Source organism: Parachlamydia sp. (assembly GCF_050255895.1).
GTDB lineage: Bacteria > Chlamydiota > Chlamydiia > Chlamydiales > Parachlamydiaceae > Parachlamydia > Parachlamydia acanthamoebae.
Map to the genome: position 1 here is coordinate 1 of NZ_JBFWIR010000042.1, position 18,507 is coordinate 18,507.

Here is an 18,507-nt window from a genome sequence, read left to right on the forward strand (position 1 = left end):
ACTGTCAGTCTATTTGCAAGAATTTTGACAGTCCTTAAATAATTAGTATAATGTTAGCTTTTTACCCTTAGAATCCATATAAGCATCAAATATTTTGGCTGCTTCATAAATGTTGATCCGCTCATCCGGATTCAAGTTCACCATTTTTTCGATTAAATCGATGATTTCCAGAGGAATTTTATTCTTTAGCAACAATTCTCGATTAAAATTCGCTTCAGGTGGAGGATGCCCTCCTGGAGCAAATGTCTTCCGACGTACAATGAATTCATCATTGTAGGGGCCATCTAAAGCTCGATTATACTCTCTTAAATGATAAGGCTCGTATCCCCCTGACAAAATAAAGTACATGGAGCTTCCCAAGGCATAGACATCTTTCAATCTAAAATACGCATCAAACAGTTCCTGATCTTCAGGAACTCCTGTATCATACTCTCGCAAAAGCAAAAGATCATTATAAGGGAAATAATTGACCGAAAATATTCCTAGGCCCCGTGCTTTGCCTAAAAAGCGCGCTCCTCCAAAATCGGACAAGTCTATTTCATATGCCTGCCCAACTTCCCTAATAAGCATGTTTTCAGGTTTAATATCCCCATGCCCTAAATTCATTTTTTTAACACAATATTCAAAGCCTTTTAGCAGCTTGTATAGAGCCTGAATGGCTTTTTCATCTGGAACAATTTTGTTATCAAACGCATCTCCTATATATTGAGGAGTCAATAGAAACCCTTCTTTCCCCTTTCCTTTTGATAAGTTACTGATGGCATGTGGGGCTTTTTGGATGCCAGGAATTTTTTTCCCGCGAAATCCTCTATGCAGTTTGTGCAAAAAATCATATTCATTTTTCAAAGCGTGCCGAGCAAGTTCTGCCTTAGGAAAATCTGTTCGGATGATTTTTAAGACCTTTGGCCTACCAGACACCGGATTTTGCACACTCAGAGCTTCTATGAAAGCACCCTGATTAATTGTTTTTTTAACTGTCATATCAACGATGTGCAACTTTTTCCCTCGAAAAAGTCCAATATATTTTTTGGCCACTAAAACGGGTGGATCTCCTACTCGCATACTTTTCACAAAAGCATGAATCATTTTCATCAGCTTTTCCGGAGATAAAGAAGTTCTTCCGAGCAACCGTTGTTTTTTAAATAAACGTTTATAATTGGCAAGTACAGTTTCTAAGCATGCCAATTGATCTTCCTTAGAACTTAGGTAAGCTTCCAACTCTCCTTTTTTTGCATACTCTTCTATCTTCTCCAAAGAAAGGTGTAAGCGCTGAGCAAGCTCATTGGCATCAATATAAACAGAAACTGGTTCATTTTTCTGAAGAACAGTGATTAAGATAGGGTTTTGAGAAACCTCGTTTTTTTTCTCATAAATCTTTATGGCAAGAATTGGTGTGGGAGCCCAGCTTGAAATAAAGTGTAATTCTTTTTCTGATCCGCCTTTAAGTTCCTTCCCTTCTTTCGTAAAGGAAGAGACAGTGCTCATGTGGACAAAATTTCCAAGCAGCGCATTAGCTATTAAATCTACCTTGGAACCAGCTAAGGACTGAATCGCTAAGGATCTAATTTTATGCAAAAGACCTTCATCAGAAATCTGCCAATCGACAAAAACATGATGATTTTTTAAATTATCGATTAACTCATCCCTTTTTACTGTATATGTTGTCATTTTTTCTCCATCCCAAAGCGGAAGCTTGACAGTGTTCGTAAACAGCCATTCAAACAAGTTTGCAACTTTAATACCCGTGTCATCAGCATCTAATTTCCAAATATCGAGCTTGATTCTGCCTTTCAAACACTTTCCAGATATAAGATGCTGGCTATATTTTGCCTTAATTTCTTGCGGATAAAGAATATATTGGTGAAATAAATGGGTTAATTCTAGCTCTGAGGCATAAGGTGAAACGTCGATCTCATTTTTTTCTAAAAATTTTACGACATCCCTTGTTTTCAGATAAAAAAATTTCATTCTATTTTCTAATTCAATTTTCAATTCGATTGTATTAAAAAAAAGACATTCAATCATGGTAGGCACGCGAATAGTATTTTGATGACAATTTGTATTTTTGAACATCAAATATCCAGCCTCGTATATCCCGAACAAATTCATAACTAACCTTCCAATGTCGTTTGCTAAATCCAATTTATTTCAAAAGAAAATAATTATTTGGTTAGTTAAAAAATAGATTATAAGAATAACAGCTCTTTGCGACAGCACGCGCTTCCACAAGAAAACCTAGATAGCCTTATAACCATTTTTTTTGGCCATCCAAGTCTTTGAAATCCACACATCCTCTTATGAGGATTCGTGGATGATTACTTTTTTTTAAAGATAAAAATAAGATATTGTCAAACCTTGAAAGAGAATCCGATAAGAATTTTAAAGCACATTTTTTGATGAAAGAGCATCTTCTTCAGCAAAACTATAAATGTAGGTTCCCGAGTTTCTTCGGCAAATGATTTTTCCTTCCCAAGTCAATAAGTAGGCGCGCCAGGAACCCGCAAATTCATCAAGGTTTTTATATTCGACTCCTGTTTCTAAATCACAAATAAAGATAGAAGGTCGATCAAAAACTGTTGCATTGTTTGATATGCTTAAAATTTTTCCATCCAACAGAGCAATGGAATTAATTTTATGAAATTTTGGATTCTCAATCTGAATTTTTTGCAAAAGTTTTTTTTCTTTCCAATTCCAGACATCAATCCTTCCATCAAGAGATCCTGAAACCATTTTGTCATTGGAAATAGCAAGACAAGTTATGGCACAGACATGCCTTTCAATTTGATGAATTTGGGTCCCTAGGGATAAATCCCACATCCGGATTGTTTTATCTTTAGAAGCACTAAAAAGAATATGACCTTGAACTTTTAGGCTTAACACGGCGTGTGTGTGACCTTTGAGCTCACACATTTCATTTAAAGTTTTAAAATCCCACATGCGAATCAAACCATCATCACATCCTGCGATGATGGTTTGACCTACATGTGTCAAAGCCCAAACATCGCAAGTTAGAGGAATCGATCGAATAAGATGTCCTGTTTCCAACTCAATTAAATGAATCACTTTCTCACATCCGCAAACGATAATTTCATTTTGCATACAATCTAAACTCAGGACAAAAGAGGGACAGTCCATTTTTTTGCATTCTTGAAGTGTTGTCAGACTGCTGATTTGAAGAAAATTTGATTGATTTAAGTGATAAGCATTAATGATTCTGCCATCGTTTAAAAGAAAAGGGGGACCATTATAAAAATTTAATAAATCGGGACATAATTTATAAACTTTAGGTTGAATCTCTTTATTTTTAATGAGTCCATCTAATTTTTTGGCTTGACAATACTGAAAAGCAGTAGCCCCTTTGCTTTCAGCAGATGTTTCAGGAAACTGACTTCTATAGATTGTTTTTAGTTTATTAAGATAAACATCTTCAAAATCACAAACAATTTGTTTTAATGCCTTACAAGTAGCTCCGGTTGCAAAGATAGAACTAATATTTAGATGCGAAAGAATTTTTACAATAAGTTCCATCGGAATTTGTAAAAGTATCGGTTCTTGTGACAAATCAATATTTTTTTCTAAAGAGGTAGAATTGATGCCATAAACGCCGTTCATATTTTTCTTTTATATATGTGAATTTTAAACGTATTTTGTAATATGCATTTACCAGATAAAAATAGTATTTTCCCTAAGAATTAATATGCAAAGCAATTTTCTAGAATACAGGAATAAAAAAAGAAGAGTGATTTAAGATGTTAAATTGCTCAAGATAATTTGATGATCGGAACCTTGTCAGGATAGCTTTCTTGTATGCCCGTTGCAATTGAAACAACTCGAACCTTAAGATCAAATGGAAAAGCGTGCTTTATTTAGTTTTTAAGCTTCTTCTTCATTCTCTTCAAATGTGACATTATCTAGATCTTTTATATGAAGTTTTACAGCTCTTAACGAGTTTCCAATTTGTTCTAGGATACCTTGAAAGATGAATTAAACGCTCAATCTGAATTGAAGCATCTAATTCACTTTGCATGGATAGTTGAGATGATGATCTTCCAATGAAAAAAAATATTTTTTTATACTGAAAAACATTAATCATAAAAATTATTTCGCTACATAATTATCTTTGTAGCACAGAAATAAAATCTAAAACAATCAACTACACAACGATTTTTTGGAATAATTTAATCTGCTCAATATTAGAGCGCTGATTTAACCATTTCCAATGAGCATCTATCTGCACTTTAGTTAACGTTTTTAACCAATCAGTTAAAACTTTTTCTTCTGCGGATGAATAAGAGTAATAACCAAGACGCCATTTTATCTGCACAATTTTAAGCATCATTACAGGATCTTGAATATCAGGGACATCTCCATTTACGGTATTAAATGCTAATCCTTCGGGATAGATATACCCATCGAGTGGACTTAAAATCGCATGTGGAACACCTATGAATCTTTTCATAGACCAATGGTAATCTTCCTTACCGATCAAGCACACTTGTTTTCCTTCGATAATTAAAATACGACCGAGAGGAGCTCCAACCAATGTAGGTAATTCTGATAAAACTTCGCTCATGTGATTTGAAATTGAAACGTTTGCATCGAAACCGAAATTTGAGAAATCTTCCTCAATATTATTTTTTCCAACAAAATTATCTCCTAAATTTTTAACATGAAGATAAAGCTCACGAACCACCCATTCATTATTCCTATCCCATAAAGTTTGAAGATTCCCAAAATAACGCTGACCACGAGTCCATTTTTTATATTCATAGCGATTAAATTTTCCATCTAAAATTCTATGGTGCTGCTCTTGCTGCTGTTGTTGTTGCTGCTGCTGTTGTTGCTGCTGCTGTTGTTGTTGCTGCTGCTGCTGTTGAGCTTCTTGGACTTGAACCTGAGAAGTTGCTACCGCGCCTCCATTATTTGGAACATTTGCAGGAAGATATTTTTTATGCGATTCAACTTTTTCATAAAAATCTTTTTCTAATTGCTCTAAATTAGTCATCATTGCGGTTATATCATTTTCTATATCTTGAAAACGCTGTCTAGCCCAGCCAGTTGCGCGAAATACCATACTCTTTTTGATCATTTTCACTTTATTTTTGAGCTCTTCTAATTGCCTTTTTTGTCCTTCAATATCTTTTTGAATATCCTCTTCAAATGAAATGATGGATGTAGGAGAATAATCCTGCGTAGGATCTGCTTTCTTGGATTTGCATAAAAAATCACGTGTTGCTTCATGCAAATTGATTTGAATGAGTACATCTTCTCCCCTTCGGATTGGATGTAAAATATCCCAAAATACCATTTTATCTCTTGCCGCAAGATGCTTACTTAAAATTTGTCGAATTCCCACAGGAAGAATCTCCCGGATTTTTTCTTTTGTGCCTTTTAAATTAAGTCCTTTTTGACTTTCAAGTGTTTGTTTCTTGATGTCATTAAAAAGATGCAGCCAAGATAAGTTAGAGGGTTTCATATCAGTTTCTGAACAAATACGCTGAGCGATTGAATCTGGAAGTAAAAATTTTAAGCCGTGCTGTTGGCCAAGACCACGTAGGCGCCAGCAGGCTTGCATTGCACCCGGCATGATGGTAGTGGGACCAAAAACAATCACCCCATAACCAGGGGGAATGACAAAGTCTGTTCCTCGCGTATCGGGAGGACCAAAATAGAATACACAATCCTTTTTAAAGGTCGGGTTAGTGGCAATTAATTCATTTAAAGCACCTTTTGAAATTAACTCAGGTTCTTTAGCTTTTGGATACCAAACGACGGGCTTACGTGCGACAGGATCCATAAGGATAAATATCCGTTCTTTTCCCTCTGCAGTCCGACGCAATTCTTTAACAACTTGGACTGCATTTTTGCCTTCTAAAGACATGCCCTCATTAATTAACGCTTTGCAAGCAGGGTCTTTAAGATTAGCAGCAAGTTGCTGAATCAGATTCTCATCAGGAGTAATCTTCAGAACAGGCTCACCTTTATTGGCAATGCGTAAGAGCGTTTCCCCCTCAATTGTGCGAGGTGTGTAATGGGGAGTTTGCCCATGAATTTTTGGAAGAGAGTAATCATTTAATGTTCCAGTCATTCCACCAAATTGCAATCCATTTACAAGTTCTTGGACATTAATGACCATTTCTTCTTCGAAGCGCTTAATGCACATATTCTCAATAATTTCTGTTCTTAAAATGAGCAAACGTTCTTTCCAATTTTCAGGCCGATTTAAAAAATTCAAAAGATTGCGTTCCCCGAAAGCAGCAGCTCTTTGTCCAATCTCTAAATATTTTTTAGCATTTTTCTCCTGAAATGCAGCCAAAGCCTGGTGAATAAAAGGTGTATCCGGAAGCTCTGTGGCATACATGAGGTAATGATTCACAGTCACGTCGTATTCATCACCAAATATGATCGCGTCTTTATCTTGTCCGCTGACTTGTGGACCAACTGTGAAGCCATCATTTTTCTTAACTGCGACATTAATACCAGGATTTTGATTGAGAGCTACCGGAAATGTGATTTGCAAAATGTGTTTGAGCGCTCCAACACAGTTTTGGAAATTTTTTACATCTTCATCATCGATTTCCTCTGGAAACCCAGGCACTTTTTCTCCTAAACTCCTGCAAAGGTAATCGACGAAAGCATCCTTATCAGTTCCCGCTAAGCGTTTGCGCAATTCTAATTCAGGGTCTAAACCACCAGCTAAACGCAAAAATCTATCATTTGAAAGAATTTCACCTGCCAAAGCAGGTAATAGAATTTCTCTGACTTCCGAAGGGCGTAAAGTCGCTTGTTTTTTTGTGCGAATAGCTTCATGCAATTTTTTCACATCGGGATTTTGAGAGGTAAAGATGACTTCCATCATCATTTCCATCATATCAATCACAGTGCGATTTAAAGGAATCGAATCACCGAGAGCTAAGTTATCCTCGTTAATCACATTGAGCACGTCATCGACTTCATCGATAATCGTTTGTGTTTTAAAACCAAAAAAGTTTTCATCACCATTCACAAGTGAACGGATTTTACTCAGCCAATATTGCTCTTTCTGCAATAAATGAATAGCATTGAGTTTATGGGGAAGGTCTTGCAAATTACTTGTTTTGCCAAATATTTCCTTTACCTGATCTCGCAGAAGACCTAAGCGATGCTCAATAGAAGCTTTGGTATGAATACTTGTTAAAATATACCCATTTTCTTCCTTCGCTTTAAGCAGGCGGTAATATTTTTCAGATAACACAAGAGGGCTTGTATCAGAATGTAGGTCAAAACTAAATTCAGAGCTTGTTTGAAGCATCATCCTTGTGCTTCTGTCTAGCGCCTCAAGATTGTCTTTAAACAATTCTTCTTTAACAATTCCAACAGGCAGAGTTCCTTTTTCAGCTAGAAGCAGTAGTAATGCAGGAAAAATATGAGAGGTCTTGCCCAATCCCATACGCAATTCATAGTATGCACAAGGATCTTTTTCCATCGCACGAACCATATCTACTTGCTCTTGACGTAAGTTAATTTTATGTAGCCATTGTGTGACTAAAAATTTTCGATGAAAACGTGGATCCGCAAGCTTGCCTTTATCGACACCTTCTTTTACAAGGAAAAACTCCCGATTAGAAGCCGCGTTTACTAACTTATTCAAAGCAAAAGAGTGAAGACTCCATTCTTGTAACCATGACGCATCACGTGTTTGACCTTTTTTTAAAGGTTGATCTTGTAGTTGTTGCATCTGTTTCAAAATAGATTCCACGGGATATCCGAACATTTTCGCTTCAGTATCAATAATTAAAAATTCTGTTATCTCTTTTTCCAAGATAGGAATGTTCAACTTTAATTGCTGATAAGCATGGATGACTTCATTAAAAATATCTGTTTCACCTACGACTTGCTCATTTTTAAGGGCCCATTTTACCTTGGGCGGCAAACTGTTAATATCTTTATAAGTTCGTAAAAATTCTAGAATCGCTTCCCGTTTTTTATGTGAGGCCACTTTTACGACTTTTTCATGTTCTTCAATGTGCCTTTTTAATAATTGAAATTCTTTTGGATCAAAAATTTGGCCTTGCTCAGCAACGACGTGCATCAAATTTTCAGCAGAGCTTGCAGCCCCAGCACACAACAACTCATTTTCATTTATTTCGATTTCATCACGTCCCAGAGAAGGGGCAAAAATGCTTTCAATTTCTTTTTGGGTAGCTTTAAGCCTTTTTTCTGTCATTGAAATTGCTTCGGCGGGAACAGGAATTAAAAAGTTTGCTAAACCCACTGTAGCGGACTGAAGATCTATCTTTATGGCCTCTCCGCCATCAACAGACGGCCAAGTCGTTTTTGGTTCTTGAACACGTAGTCTTTCTTCCAGATTTTCAATACGATGGCGTAATTCAGTCTCTCGAAGCTCTTCAATTACATTAAGTTTGAATTGTTGACTGATTCCAGAGACAAAAGCCTCCATTGGAACATCTTGATCAATCGGTGTGACTGCAAGAAATTTGGTAATCAAAGGTCCAGCTATGGGTCCAAATAAGTAAGGGTTTTCATTAATTTTTTCTTTTAATAGTTGAGTGTCCAATAGCTGGATTCCAGACTTTACCCCATCAACCTTGGAAAAATTGTTTTTAAAGACTTGCCCAATTTGGCCTTCCGAGAGCAAATCCGCAGGATTTTGTAAAAAGCTCTGTCCATCTTCATTTGTGCCTGTCACTTTTCTTAACTGGTTCTCAATCATCCCTATGGTTTCTGTCAGCTTCGGATCACCACGTCCTTTTTGTTTCAGAATTTTAACTCCTAATTTTGTGAAATTAGAAGGAAGTTTTTTATGAAATACATGCAACGCTGTGGTATCGAAACGAAGATCTGCTGTTTTAAAACTATCCGGTTTTTCAGCAAGATTGAGTAAAAGCTTACGCAATGCATCAAGCTGAGCCGAGGGATCTCCTTCAGCCAAGGCTTTCACTGCGGTGCCCACCCCCGTTTTCAAATTTTTCAACATGCTTTGCCCTTTTTTAACAAGATCCCTTTTTTCTATCGGGGCAAAAAATGCCAATAAATCTTCTTTCTTCAATTTCTGATCAATGACTAAATTCCAAAGCGTGAAAAAATGCCCTAAAAGCATCTCTTCATCAAGTTTATAAAGCTTAGACAATAACTCTTCGGGATGTTTCAGAGGCTTTTGCATATTGCTTATTATAAACTGACTTAATAACTTGCTAGAAATCATCGTAATATTATTGCTTAAGTCAATCGGTTTTTCACGAGATTTTAATTGCGCAAAGGCATCCTCTTTTTTCAAAATCTGAATTAAGGATTCTTCTTGAATGTGTTTGATTTCCTCAATCTCGTCTTCTGATAACCGAATTTCATGAGCATTATCCAGTGCATATGCTTCGACTAATTTTGGATCAAAAACAGATTTTGAAGAATATGTCTGGGATTTTTGAAACAATTTGCCGACGTACTGAGAATCTTCCAGAAAAACGTGCCAATCCTCTCCTGAAAAACTGACTTGTTGCGTTTGCTGTCTAATAATTTTTCGACCATATAACTCGGCCTTTAGCTTCAGTAAAGAGCTACGCACAGAATCCGCTGGAAGCGTTCGAAATAAACTCATCACTTTTGTCAAATTCTCGATTTCGCTCTCAGACTCTAAACGACCTTTTTGGGCGAGTTCTAAAAAATGAAAAGCGCGTTGATATTCATGCTTAGCCGCAAAAAGATAGGCAAGGTAAAGAAATGCGCCATTTGACCCTTCAGGGGACTTACCGTCCGAAAGAATGATTTTTAAAGGAGATCTTGCAGTATCTTTTTTATCAAGAACCATCTCCTTTTTATTTTTTACATGATGCGGCCAAATTAATAGATGCGTATCACCGCTGACAGGATCCTTCAAGGACACCCCAAATTCCTCTAAAGGAAAATCTAAAGAAGATGTAAGTTGAGCAGCTTTTCCTCCACCAATTGTCCATTGATAATCCTGATAGGGTCCTGAAGCGACGACCCACGGATTTGTCTTGTTTTTTCTTTGAAAGATTAAGCCCTGCTCGAGTAAGCGGATTTCAGCGATCCCTTTTGACCATTTTCCACGTAAAAAAACAATTTTATGATTTTCAGTTGGAGCTAACACCTTTGCAAGCCTTTCCTGCTCATCATGGATAACAGTTCGACCAGAAAGACTTTTTATGCTTGTTAAATGTTGCTTTTTATCAAAGCGCAACCGGAAAATATCATTGGATATTGGACTATCGGGTTGTAATGGCAATATGGCAAAGCCTTGGCTAGGTTTGTCTGAATTGATCCACATCCCTCGTTCAATCAAAGTTTTTTCAATGCTTTTTGCCTCACGCATTTCTTTACTTTCTAGCATTTTATTAACTTTGGGAGGGATTTTTTTCTTATCCAACTGAGAAGTTATATCATCAATGGCTTTAGTCATCGCGTCATTTTTACGCATCTTTTTCTTTTCTTCTACAGTCAAATGAGCATAAGCATCGGGATGACAAAAACGATACCATTGTGCCTTTTTCAATCCTGAAAACTCAGGTAAAAATTTCTGCTCGATGACAATGGACTCTTCTTTCACGTTATGTGTAATTTTGAAGTTATTTCCTTTTTCATCTTTAAAGCGATAGACCATTTCCCCTTTTTGCTCTCCAAGCTGTGCAAAAGCTGTAAATTCTTTTCCGCGAAATAGAAGGTCGTAGTCTGGAGATTCCAAAAGTTTTTTGGGAAGCGCCGTCTTAATACCCTTAGGTTTTTTCCCGTTAAATAAAAGGATGTGCATTGTAGACGCATCAATTTTGGACTCTCCCTTTTCCCAAATATGCGGATGTTCCTTATTTTGAATCCATACAATGCCTTCTGCTATTTCACCTTGCTGCAACTCAACCCAGCGATCAAAAGTCATATTCATTTCTTCTTTTGAAAGAGGTGCCATTGCAAGCCAAGGGAAGAAAAATTTTTCAGCCCATTCTATGCCAGATTCGGCTAATAGAGGAATTGTCCATTGTTCTTTAATCACCCGTAGACGATTGGCTGCAAGAATAAGATGAGCACGTATGGTGCTGTCGTTTAGGAGTTCCAAAGCTGCGGGGTTTTCAGCCTGAGCATCGTTCACAAAGCAACTTAAAAGGTAGGTGGAAAATTTTAGCTGCTCTTCTACAGAAGTGTCAGGAAAGCTCATCCAATTAATCATCAATTTCAAATAGCTTGAACCACTCTTTTGATCAATGGAATAGAGACTTGGCATTTGCTGGATCACCGTCTGCAGTGCATCTGCATCAACGGCTTGCTCAGCGAACTCAAGCTGATATGGATCCAAATCAGAGGCATTTCCCGACCATTTTATCGCCAATTTAGCGTGATGTACAACTTGCGTATTTAGAAATAGGAGAAATGCAGCTCGGTTAAAATGACCACTTTCCACCGCTATTTTCAAAGCATTTTGCAAATCGGCAGAACGTCGAATAAAATATTGTGGGTCTCTCCTCAGAGCTCTTTGTAAAACATGAGGACGAAAAAGAACCGCCAGCAAACGACGTTGTTCATCATTCCCTTCAAAATAATTAAAACGTTGTAATGCCAAGTCAAACACTTCTTCAACATTTTTTGGAGAATAATCAAATTCGGAATCATCATCCTTCAATTCAATACATACTTTAAACCAATCATCAACAGGGCTTTCCCCCTCCACACTCATTAACTTACCCATCCATGTTGCAGACGTATTATTCACATTTAAAGGTGCTTCCATTCCTGATAAATGATGAGGATATTCCTTTCTAAAATTACCAATTGTTTTTCCAAAAAATATCCCTTTTGGCTCGCCCATTTTCTTTTCATGAATGGACTCTTTTCGCATTTGTTCCAAAAACACAAAGGCGCTAGCTAAACCAAATGGGGAAATTCCCCACCAGAATCCTTTTGTCACACCTTTATTTCCTCGTTCTTTGATTCCGCATTGATACCACCCGAATTTATCCATTGGATGAAAAACAAGATCTAATCGCTTAAGTTTTTGAAGCTTCTTAAATGTAAAAGCATTGATCCGATCCATTCTTTTTTGAGCGAGCTCCCTTTGCCTTTCAGGGTTTTTTCCATTCATGTAAAGACGAACCAACGTGGGAACATTCCCAAATACTCTAATATTTCCTTTTAAATAACCAAAAGCTGTCTCAGGATGAACTAACGACGTTAGCATGAGCTGAGAACGATACATATCCACCATTTGCCCTGGTACTTGTGGAAGATCTTCCACAGAAGTTGATGGTTTCTCTCGATTCAAAATAGTTCTCCACACAGTTTTTTCTCGAGGAGTTAAATCATAAAAACCTTTTTTGCTCTTTTGGAGATTTTTGCTCTCTTGGAGATGGGAATCTTTTTTGCCCAGATAAAGATCGGAAATTTGAGCAATTAGTTTGACATGATTAATATCTTTTCTTTCTCGTTCATCTATATAACTTACAATGCCTAATCCGTGACCTACTCCGTGAGTTTTAACGTTTCCTTTTATAAAAAGTGAACGTGCGAGCATAAAACGTTCTTCAAGTTCCGGATTCAGCGTAGGTCTTAGATGTTCTTCCGCAACCAATTTTCCAATCAGCATTTCATAATCATTTCGGCGATAGAAATCTGAAAGAAGATAAATCGTCACATCTTCTAGAGTCAGCTTTTTCTTAATTTTTTCTCTCGTCTTCGCAACTTTTAAGTCTTCAAGCGTAAATTTTTCAGGGTATATTGCCTCCACCCATTGTTTACGCCTTTCAATCAATTGATATAAAACCGCCTGGTGATTAATTGTATGCACCCATTCAGAACTTGTGAGAGGTAAATCTCTTGATTTGACTCTTGCCTCCCATGAATAATGGGTTAGCTTTTCTAAAGAAGCACTAAATTGGTCGAGCAACTCGCTTTTGCCTTCTTGAATAGCTTTTTGAAGCAAAAGATCATATATTGTCACTGGTTGCAAAGGATCTTTACTAATAGGAGAAGGGATATAAGGAATGATTGATCGGTAGAGTTCTATGGTCGCAGTGTATTTTTTTTCATCGACTAATTGATCAAGACGTTCTCCCAAAGCGAGCAGTTGTTTGGTCGTCTCTCTTACATTATCAACTGTCGGATTGGTAAAGCCTGCTTTGATATCTTCTATTAACTTTAAATCGGCTTCTGAAATTTGTATCTGAATTTCCTCTTTTCTCTTTTGCTTAGTTTGAAGCTTCAGAGGAATTTCAAGCCTAATAGGGAAATTTTTTACTTTATTGAGAATTCCAGCTCTTTTTTTGTGATAGCTGGCCTGCATTTTATCCAGCTTAGCCAACTCAATTTTTAAATCATGAATTCTTTTAGAAAATGCTGAAAAAGGACTCGCGGGATCTAAAACAAGCTCTTTGAATTGAGGATTTCCAGAGGATTTGGCAAGCTGCCTTTCTAACCTTTTTTGATCTTGTTCCAGTAGTTTTAGCCATTTTAATTTGTCTTCTAACCGCATTTGAGGTAAAGCTTTGATAACTTTTTCAAGTCGATCATTCAAAATAGCTAGTGTAAAGGTCGCTTTGTCAGCTGCTGCAGAATCACCAAACTGCAGGCGAATCATTTCGTGGATAATTTTGTCGGGGCTCGTTCGTATCTTGCCTCTTTTCTCCGCACGCGATGGAACAAATGTTGCTCCTGAACTTACCCAAATTTGTTCTCTAAATGCTTGATTTGATCCTGATTCTTCAAGAACCCCAGGAATAAAGGAAGCAGCACCTTGTATTCCTTGCTCTGCCATATTTTGCATAGCATTTTCTCTTAAATTCACAGCGCCCATCTGCAAATAGGCTGCTCGAGCTATATTTTTTGATGGAGCAGAGGTTTTGACTTTTTCTTCTAAACCTAATAAAGGAGCTAGAAATTTGCTGAACTCATCAGCATTAATCTCTTTATCCCAAACAAAATCACGAGCGTCTTTATTCTTTTTGCCATAGGTAAATTCCGTTAAGCCCAGTTTTCCTTCCGCATTTCGGTAAAAAGCCAACAAAACAGGTTGGAATGTCTTTTTTTTCCAATATCCTGTCGGAATTAACATGAGATTAATAGCATCTGGTCTTTCTTCGATTTTTTTAAATCGATCCACAATGTTATGGGCATATTTTTGCGCGAGAGTTGCTTTGGATGTGTCTCCCTGCAACAGTTTTCCTATTTGTATGGCTTCTTCAAATTGATTTGCCATCGTGAATTCTTCACCAAGCGATAACAAAGAATCTGTTTCTTTTTTTAAATCCAGCGCATGTTTGCTCCATTCCAACAAGGTTAACAAACTTTTTTCATGCTCAGGGTTTGTGGCAATATCCAAATCACCTAAATCATATTTTCTTAAAGAAAGAATGTGCATTAAAGCACATAGCGGAAGGATGGCAATTCCCCAAAAAAGCTTGATGATCGGCACACGGTTTGGCCATGTTTTTAATAATTCTTGGCGTATTTCTTTCATCGACCGTCCACTTTTGGGAAGGGCGCGAGCTGCTATTGACAAAATGCGAATTCTAAGATCAGTGGGAAGATCATTTTCTAACGCTAAATCCAACTTTTGGGTAGCGCCTTCCCCTATCCGAAATTGAATGTTTTCAGGATTTTTTATTTGGATTTTTAAATCTTTAATGGGAGTTTTAACTTGATTTAGAATGCCCTTTATAATACCAATTAATCTTTTGTCTTCAAGATTTTCATCAAGAGTGACTTGCATCGACATTTGAAACGCATGATTTTCAAATGAATTAGTTAATATTTCTTTTTGGATGAGATTTTTTTTAGTCATTCTAATGCCCATGTTATTATTTCATTTCCATTATAACATAATAATATTAAGAATAAATAAATACAGAGATACAAATAAAAATTTGCTATCAAGAACTTGTAATTGAATGTATGGCTCGAATCATGTATGATTTTTCACATAACAACTAAGCTCGGATTTGTCTTATGGAACACGCATTACAAGTCATTGGAATCATACCCGCTCGATTGAAAAGCGAACGTCTTCCTGGAAAACTTTTAATCCCTATCGCTGGCAAAACGCTTATTCAAAGAACCTATGAAAACGCCCTTCGCTGCAAACTACTGGACGACCTTATTGTAGCAACAGATAGCCCAAGCATTTTAGAACATGTGCAATCTTTTGGAGGAAAGGCTTATCTAACGTCTGAAAATTGTCGCAATGGAACAGACCGACTAGCGGAAGTTCTGACGCTAAACCCCACTCTGCAAAAAATTCCCTTTGTAATTAATATTCAAGGAGATGAACCTTTTCTTGAACCCGAGGTCATCCAAAAAGTCATTGAAGGACTTCAATCAGACAAACAAATTATGGTTTCAACGCCCATTACTCCTATTCAAACAGAAGAAGAGGCTTTAGATTCTTCCGTTGTTAAATGCGTTCGCCGCCAAGATGGAGATGCCCTTTACTTTAGCCGTGCTCTAATCCCTTCTTCGAAAAAACAAGGATATCAACCTGAAACACGTTATTATAGACATATCGGTGTGTATGGCTATCGAACAGATTTTTTATTGTTGTATACCAAACTCCCATCCACACCTCTTCAGCTGTCGGAAGATTTGGAACAACTCAAAATTTTAGAACATGGGTATCGAATCAAAACTGTTGTTGTTGATAGTATCAGCATCGGAGTTGACGAGCCCGCAGACATTAAAAAAGTTGAATATCTTTTATGCAAACAAAATACATCTTCATCACCGGAGGAGTCTGCTCTTCCCTAGGGAAAGGACTGACCTCAGCATCCATCGGAATGCTATTAGAAAAAAAAGGTTTAAGCATTGCAATGCTTAAATTGGATCCCTATCTAAATGTAGATCCTGGCACAATGAGTCCCTATCAGCATGGTGAGGTTTATGTCACCGACGATGGGGCTGAAACAGATTTAGACCTCGGGCATTATTACCGGTACACGAACTCCCCCCTCACGCGAGCATCTAATGCAACATCTGGTCAGATATATCACCAAGTCATTAAGCGTGAAAGACGGGGAGATTACCTCGGAAAAACGGTCCAAGTCATTCCACATATTACCGATGAAATCAAGCTGCGTATCCTTCAATGTGCAAAGCAAAAAGAAAATATTGATGTGGTCTTAGTTGAAATTGGAGGAACTGTCGGCGATATTGAATCCCTTCCTTTTTTGGAAGCCATTCGTCAGTTTCAATATGAACATCGGGGGAATTGCCTCAATATTCATTTAACGTACGTCCCTTTTTTAAAGGCAGCCAAAGAAGTCAAAACAAAGCCCTCTCAACATTCTGTGCAAGTTTTGCGTGAAATCGGGCTTTTCCCTGATATCATTCTTTGTCGCTGTGAAAACAATTTAGACTTAGACGTTAAAGAAAAAATCAGCTTATTTTGCAACGTTCCGCTCCAAGCCGTTATTGAAGAAACCGATGTTGAATTTAGCATTTATGAAGTTCCTTTACGATTGCATGAGCAAAAACTGGATCAAATGATCTGCGAACGACTCAATCTGCCAAATTCTTCAATAGAGCTTAAAGATTGGGAAGCTATTATAGAAAAAATTCGCCATCCAAAAGGAACGATAAAAGTTGGGATTGTGGGTAAATATGTGCAACACCACGATGCCTACAAATCTGTATTCGAAGCACTTTATCACGCCGCTATCCATGCGGGATATCAACTCGAAATCGTCCCGATAGAAGCAGACAAAGTTTCCGAAGACCCTTCGCTGCCACATGCCCTTCAAGATTGTGATGGATACCTGGTTCCGGGAGGCTTTGGAGAGAGAGGCTGGATGGGAAAAATTTTAACCGCTAAGTATTGCCGCGAAAACAATATCCCCTATTTTGGTATTTGCCTTGGCATGCAAGTCATGGCCGTTGAATTTGCACGCCATGTTCTAAACATTGAAGACGCAAACTCAACTGAAATTGAGCCGATGACTAAAAATCCCATCATTTCTTTACTCAGTGAGCAAAAAAATGTCCAGGATTTAGGGGGCACCATGCGCCTTGGAGCACACGAATGCCAACTTCAATTAGATAGTAAAGCTTTTGAAGCTTACCAAAAACCCGTTATTCTTGAACGACATCGCCATCGATATGAGTTCAATAATGCCTATCGAGAAAAAGCCGAGGAAAAAGGGCTGCGCTTAACAGGTACCTTAGCAGGAGAAGATCTCTGTGAAATTGCAGAAATTCAAAATCATCGCTGGATGATCGGTGTTCAATTTCATCCTGAGTTTCTATCGAAACCCACTCAACCTCATCCACTCTTTTTAAAATTTGTGGAAGCTATGATTCAAATGCATAAGGAAAAAACAGCATGAGCAGACCCCTCCCAAAACGAATTGTTTCTCTCGATTACGGATTAGCTCGCATTGGCATTGCGATCTCTGATGAAAGTCAAACAATCGCCTCCTCTTTAAAAACAGTTGCTGCAGAAAAAAAAGTGGAAAGAACAGTTGCTAAACTTGTTGAAGAGATAAATGCGCATCAACAAAGACTAGCATGTGAGATTGAGGAAATCGTTGTGGGTTTGCCCCTCTTAATGAGTGGTAAAAAAGGTTTTCAAGCAGATGAAGTGTTGCATTTCGTGGAGCTTTTCAAAGCAGCCACACCCATTCCTATCGTAACATGGGACGAACGGTTAACAACAGTACAAGCCGAACGTGCCCTACGTGAAGGATCATTCAATCGTAAAAAACGATCAAAAGTGATCGATGCTGTTGCAGCTGTTCTCATTCTGCAAAATTATCTCGACCACAAAAAGAATCAAACGTCAAAAAATTGACGTTAAAAACTGAAAATGTATAGTGGGGATATAAAGATTAACCCATGGGATAAACAGCAATGACGAAATATTGGCTGATGAAATCCGAACCCTCTGTTTATTCTATAGATGATTTAAAGCAAGATGGCTTTACGCTTTGGGATGGCGTTCGTAACTATCAGGCACGCAATTACATGCGCGATGAAATGGAAGTGGGTGATTTGGCCCTTTTCTATCATTCTAATGTTGCGCCTCCAGGAGTAGCCGGTATTTGTCGCATCTGTAAAACAGGCATCTATGACTTAACGGCACTAGATTCTGAAAGCCCCTATTATGATAAGCGTTCCACACAAAAAAGCCCGATTTGGGCGACTGTTGAAGTAGAGTATGTGGAAAAATTCCCCTATTTTGTTTCTTTAGCTGATCTCAAGGACTCCCCTATGTTTAAAGGGCTTGAGCTATTAAATAAAGGTTCAAGACTTTCGATTATTCCGATTGAGTATGAACATTTTGATGCTATTCGTGCCCTGGGACATAGCCCCCATGAAACGCCGGTATACATTCCCCCCAATTTCAAAGAATATTATTTTGATTAAGGATTTTAATTAGCTTTTCTTGAAATTTCCGAGGGAGTTTTCATACTCTTTTGGTCTATTGGCTTAAGCCGGCTTTTTAGACCTTCACATTACGAATGCGGGAACTATTCAGACAATCCGGTAAGAACCAGCCGCTTTACCAGTGATAATAAGCTG

At 37.7% G+C, this 18,507-nt stretch carries 7 protein-coding genes; 4 read left to right on the forward strand and 3 right to left on the reverse strand.

Features of this window, described 5'->3' with window-relative positions; all coding sequences use genetic code 11:
• Nucleotides 1-42: 42 nt before the first annotated feature.
• From AB7E63_RS08410 to AB7E63_RS08420, 3 genes are all read right to left on the reverse strand, one after another.
• Nucleotides 43-2,073: a protein kinase domain-containing protein gene (locus AB7E63_RS08410; RefSeq protein ID WP_428419192.1), complete on the reverse strand. Its 2,031-nt coding sequence runs from the start codon at nucleotides 2,071-2,073 to the stop codon at nucleotides 43-45.
• Between the two features lie 306 nt (nucleotides 2,074-2,379).
• Nucleotides 2,380-3,612 carry an F-box/WD repeat-containing protein gene (locus tag AB7E63_RS08415; RefSeq protein WP_006341727.1) on the reverse strand — a complete coding sequence of 411 codons (1,233 nt, stop codon included), beginning with the start codon at nucleotides 3,610-3,612 and terminating at the stop codon, nucleotides 2,380-2,382.
• A 541-nt stretch (nucleotides 3,613-4,153) separates the two neighbouring features.
• On the reverse strand, nucleotides 4,154-14,779 hold the full coding sequence (locus tag AB7E63_RS08420) for a DUF3638 domain-containing protein (protein ID WP_428419194.1): 10,626 nt from the start codon (nucleotides 14,777-14,779) through the stop codon (nucleotides 4,154-4,156).
• A 164-nt stretch (nucleotides 14,780-14,943) separates the two neighbouring features.
• Here AB7E63_RS08420 and kdsB point away from each other — a divergent pair, with 164 nt between their 5' ends.
• From kdsB to AB7E63_RS08440, 4 genes are read left to right on the forward strand one after another with little or no spacing between them, the layout of a single operon-like run.
• On the forward strand, nucleotides 14,944-15,738 hold the full coding sequence (gene kdsB / locus AB7E63_RS08425) for a 3-deoxy-manno-octulosonate cytidylyltransferase (protein WP_006339767.1): 795 nt from the start codon (nucleotides 14,944-14,946) through the stop codon (nucleotides 15,736-15,738).
• Nucleotides 15,690-17,312 carry a CTP synthase gene (locus tag AB7E63_RS08430; protein ID WP_006339768.1) on the forward strand — a complete coding sequence of 541 codons (1,623 nt, stop codon included), beginning with the start codon at nucleotides 15,690-15,692 and terminating at the stop codon, nucleotides 17,310-17,312. The genes kdsB and AB7E63_RS08430 overlap by 49 nt, the downstream gene beginning before the upstream one ends.
• Complete coding sequence (gene ruvX, locus AB7E63_RS08435) at nucleotides 17,309-17,776, forward strand: Holliday junction resolvase RuvX (protein ID WP_006339769.1); 468 nt, start codon at nucleotides 17,309-17,311, stop codon at nucleotides 17,774-17,776. Before AB7E63_RS08430 ends, ruvX begins: the two co-directional genes overlap by 4 nt.
• 59 nt (nucleotides 17,777-17,835) lie before the next feature.
• Complete coding sequence (locus AB7E63_RS08440; protein WP_013925077.1) at nucleotides 17,836-18,351, forward strand: EVE domain-containing protein; 516 nt, start codon at nucleotides 17,836-17,838, stop codon at nucleotides 18,349-18,351.
• Nucleotides 18,352-18,507 lie beyond the last annotated feature (156 nt).

Bases quoted from the DNA above. Each gene is read 5' to 3' on its own strand.
- AB7E63_RS08415 (WP_006341727.1), bottom strand. From the start codon at position 3,612: ATGAACGGCGTTTATGGCATCAATTCTACCTCTTTAGAAAAAAATATT.
- AB7E63_RS08430 (WP_006339768.1), top strand. From the start codon at position 15,690: ATGCAAACAAAATACATCTTCATCACCGGAGGAGTCTGCTCTTCCCTA.
- AB7E63_RS08410 (WP_428419192.1), bottom strand. From the start codon at position 2,073: ATGTTCAAAAATACAAATTGTCATCAAAATACTATTCGCGTGCCTACC.
- kdsB (WP_006339767.1), top strand. From the start codon at position 14,944: ATGGAACACGCATTACAAGTCATTGGAATCATACCCGCTCGATTGAAA.
- AB7E63_RS08440 (WP_013925077.1), top strand. From the start codon at position 17,836: ATGACGAAATATTGGCTGATGAAATCCGAACCCTCTGTTTATTCTATA.
- ruvX (WP_006339769.1), top strand. From the start codon at position 17,309: ATGAGCAGACCCCTCCCAAAACGAATTGTTTCTCTCGATTACGGATTA.
- AB7E63_RS08420 (WP_428419194.1), bottom strand. From the start codon at position 14,779: ATGACTAAAAAAAATCTCATCCAAAAAGAAATATTAACTAATTCATTT.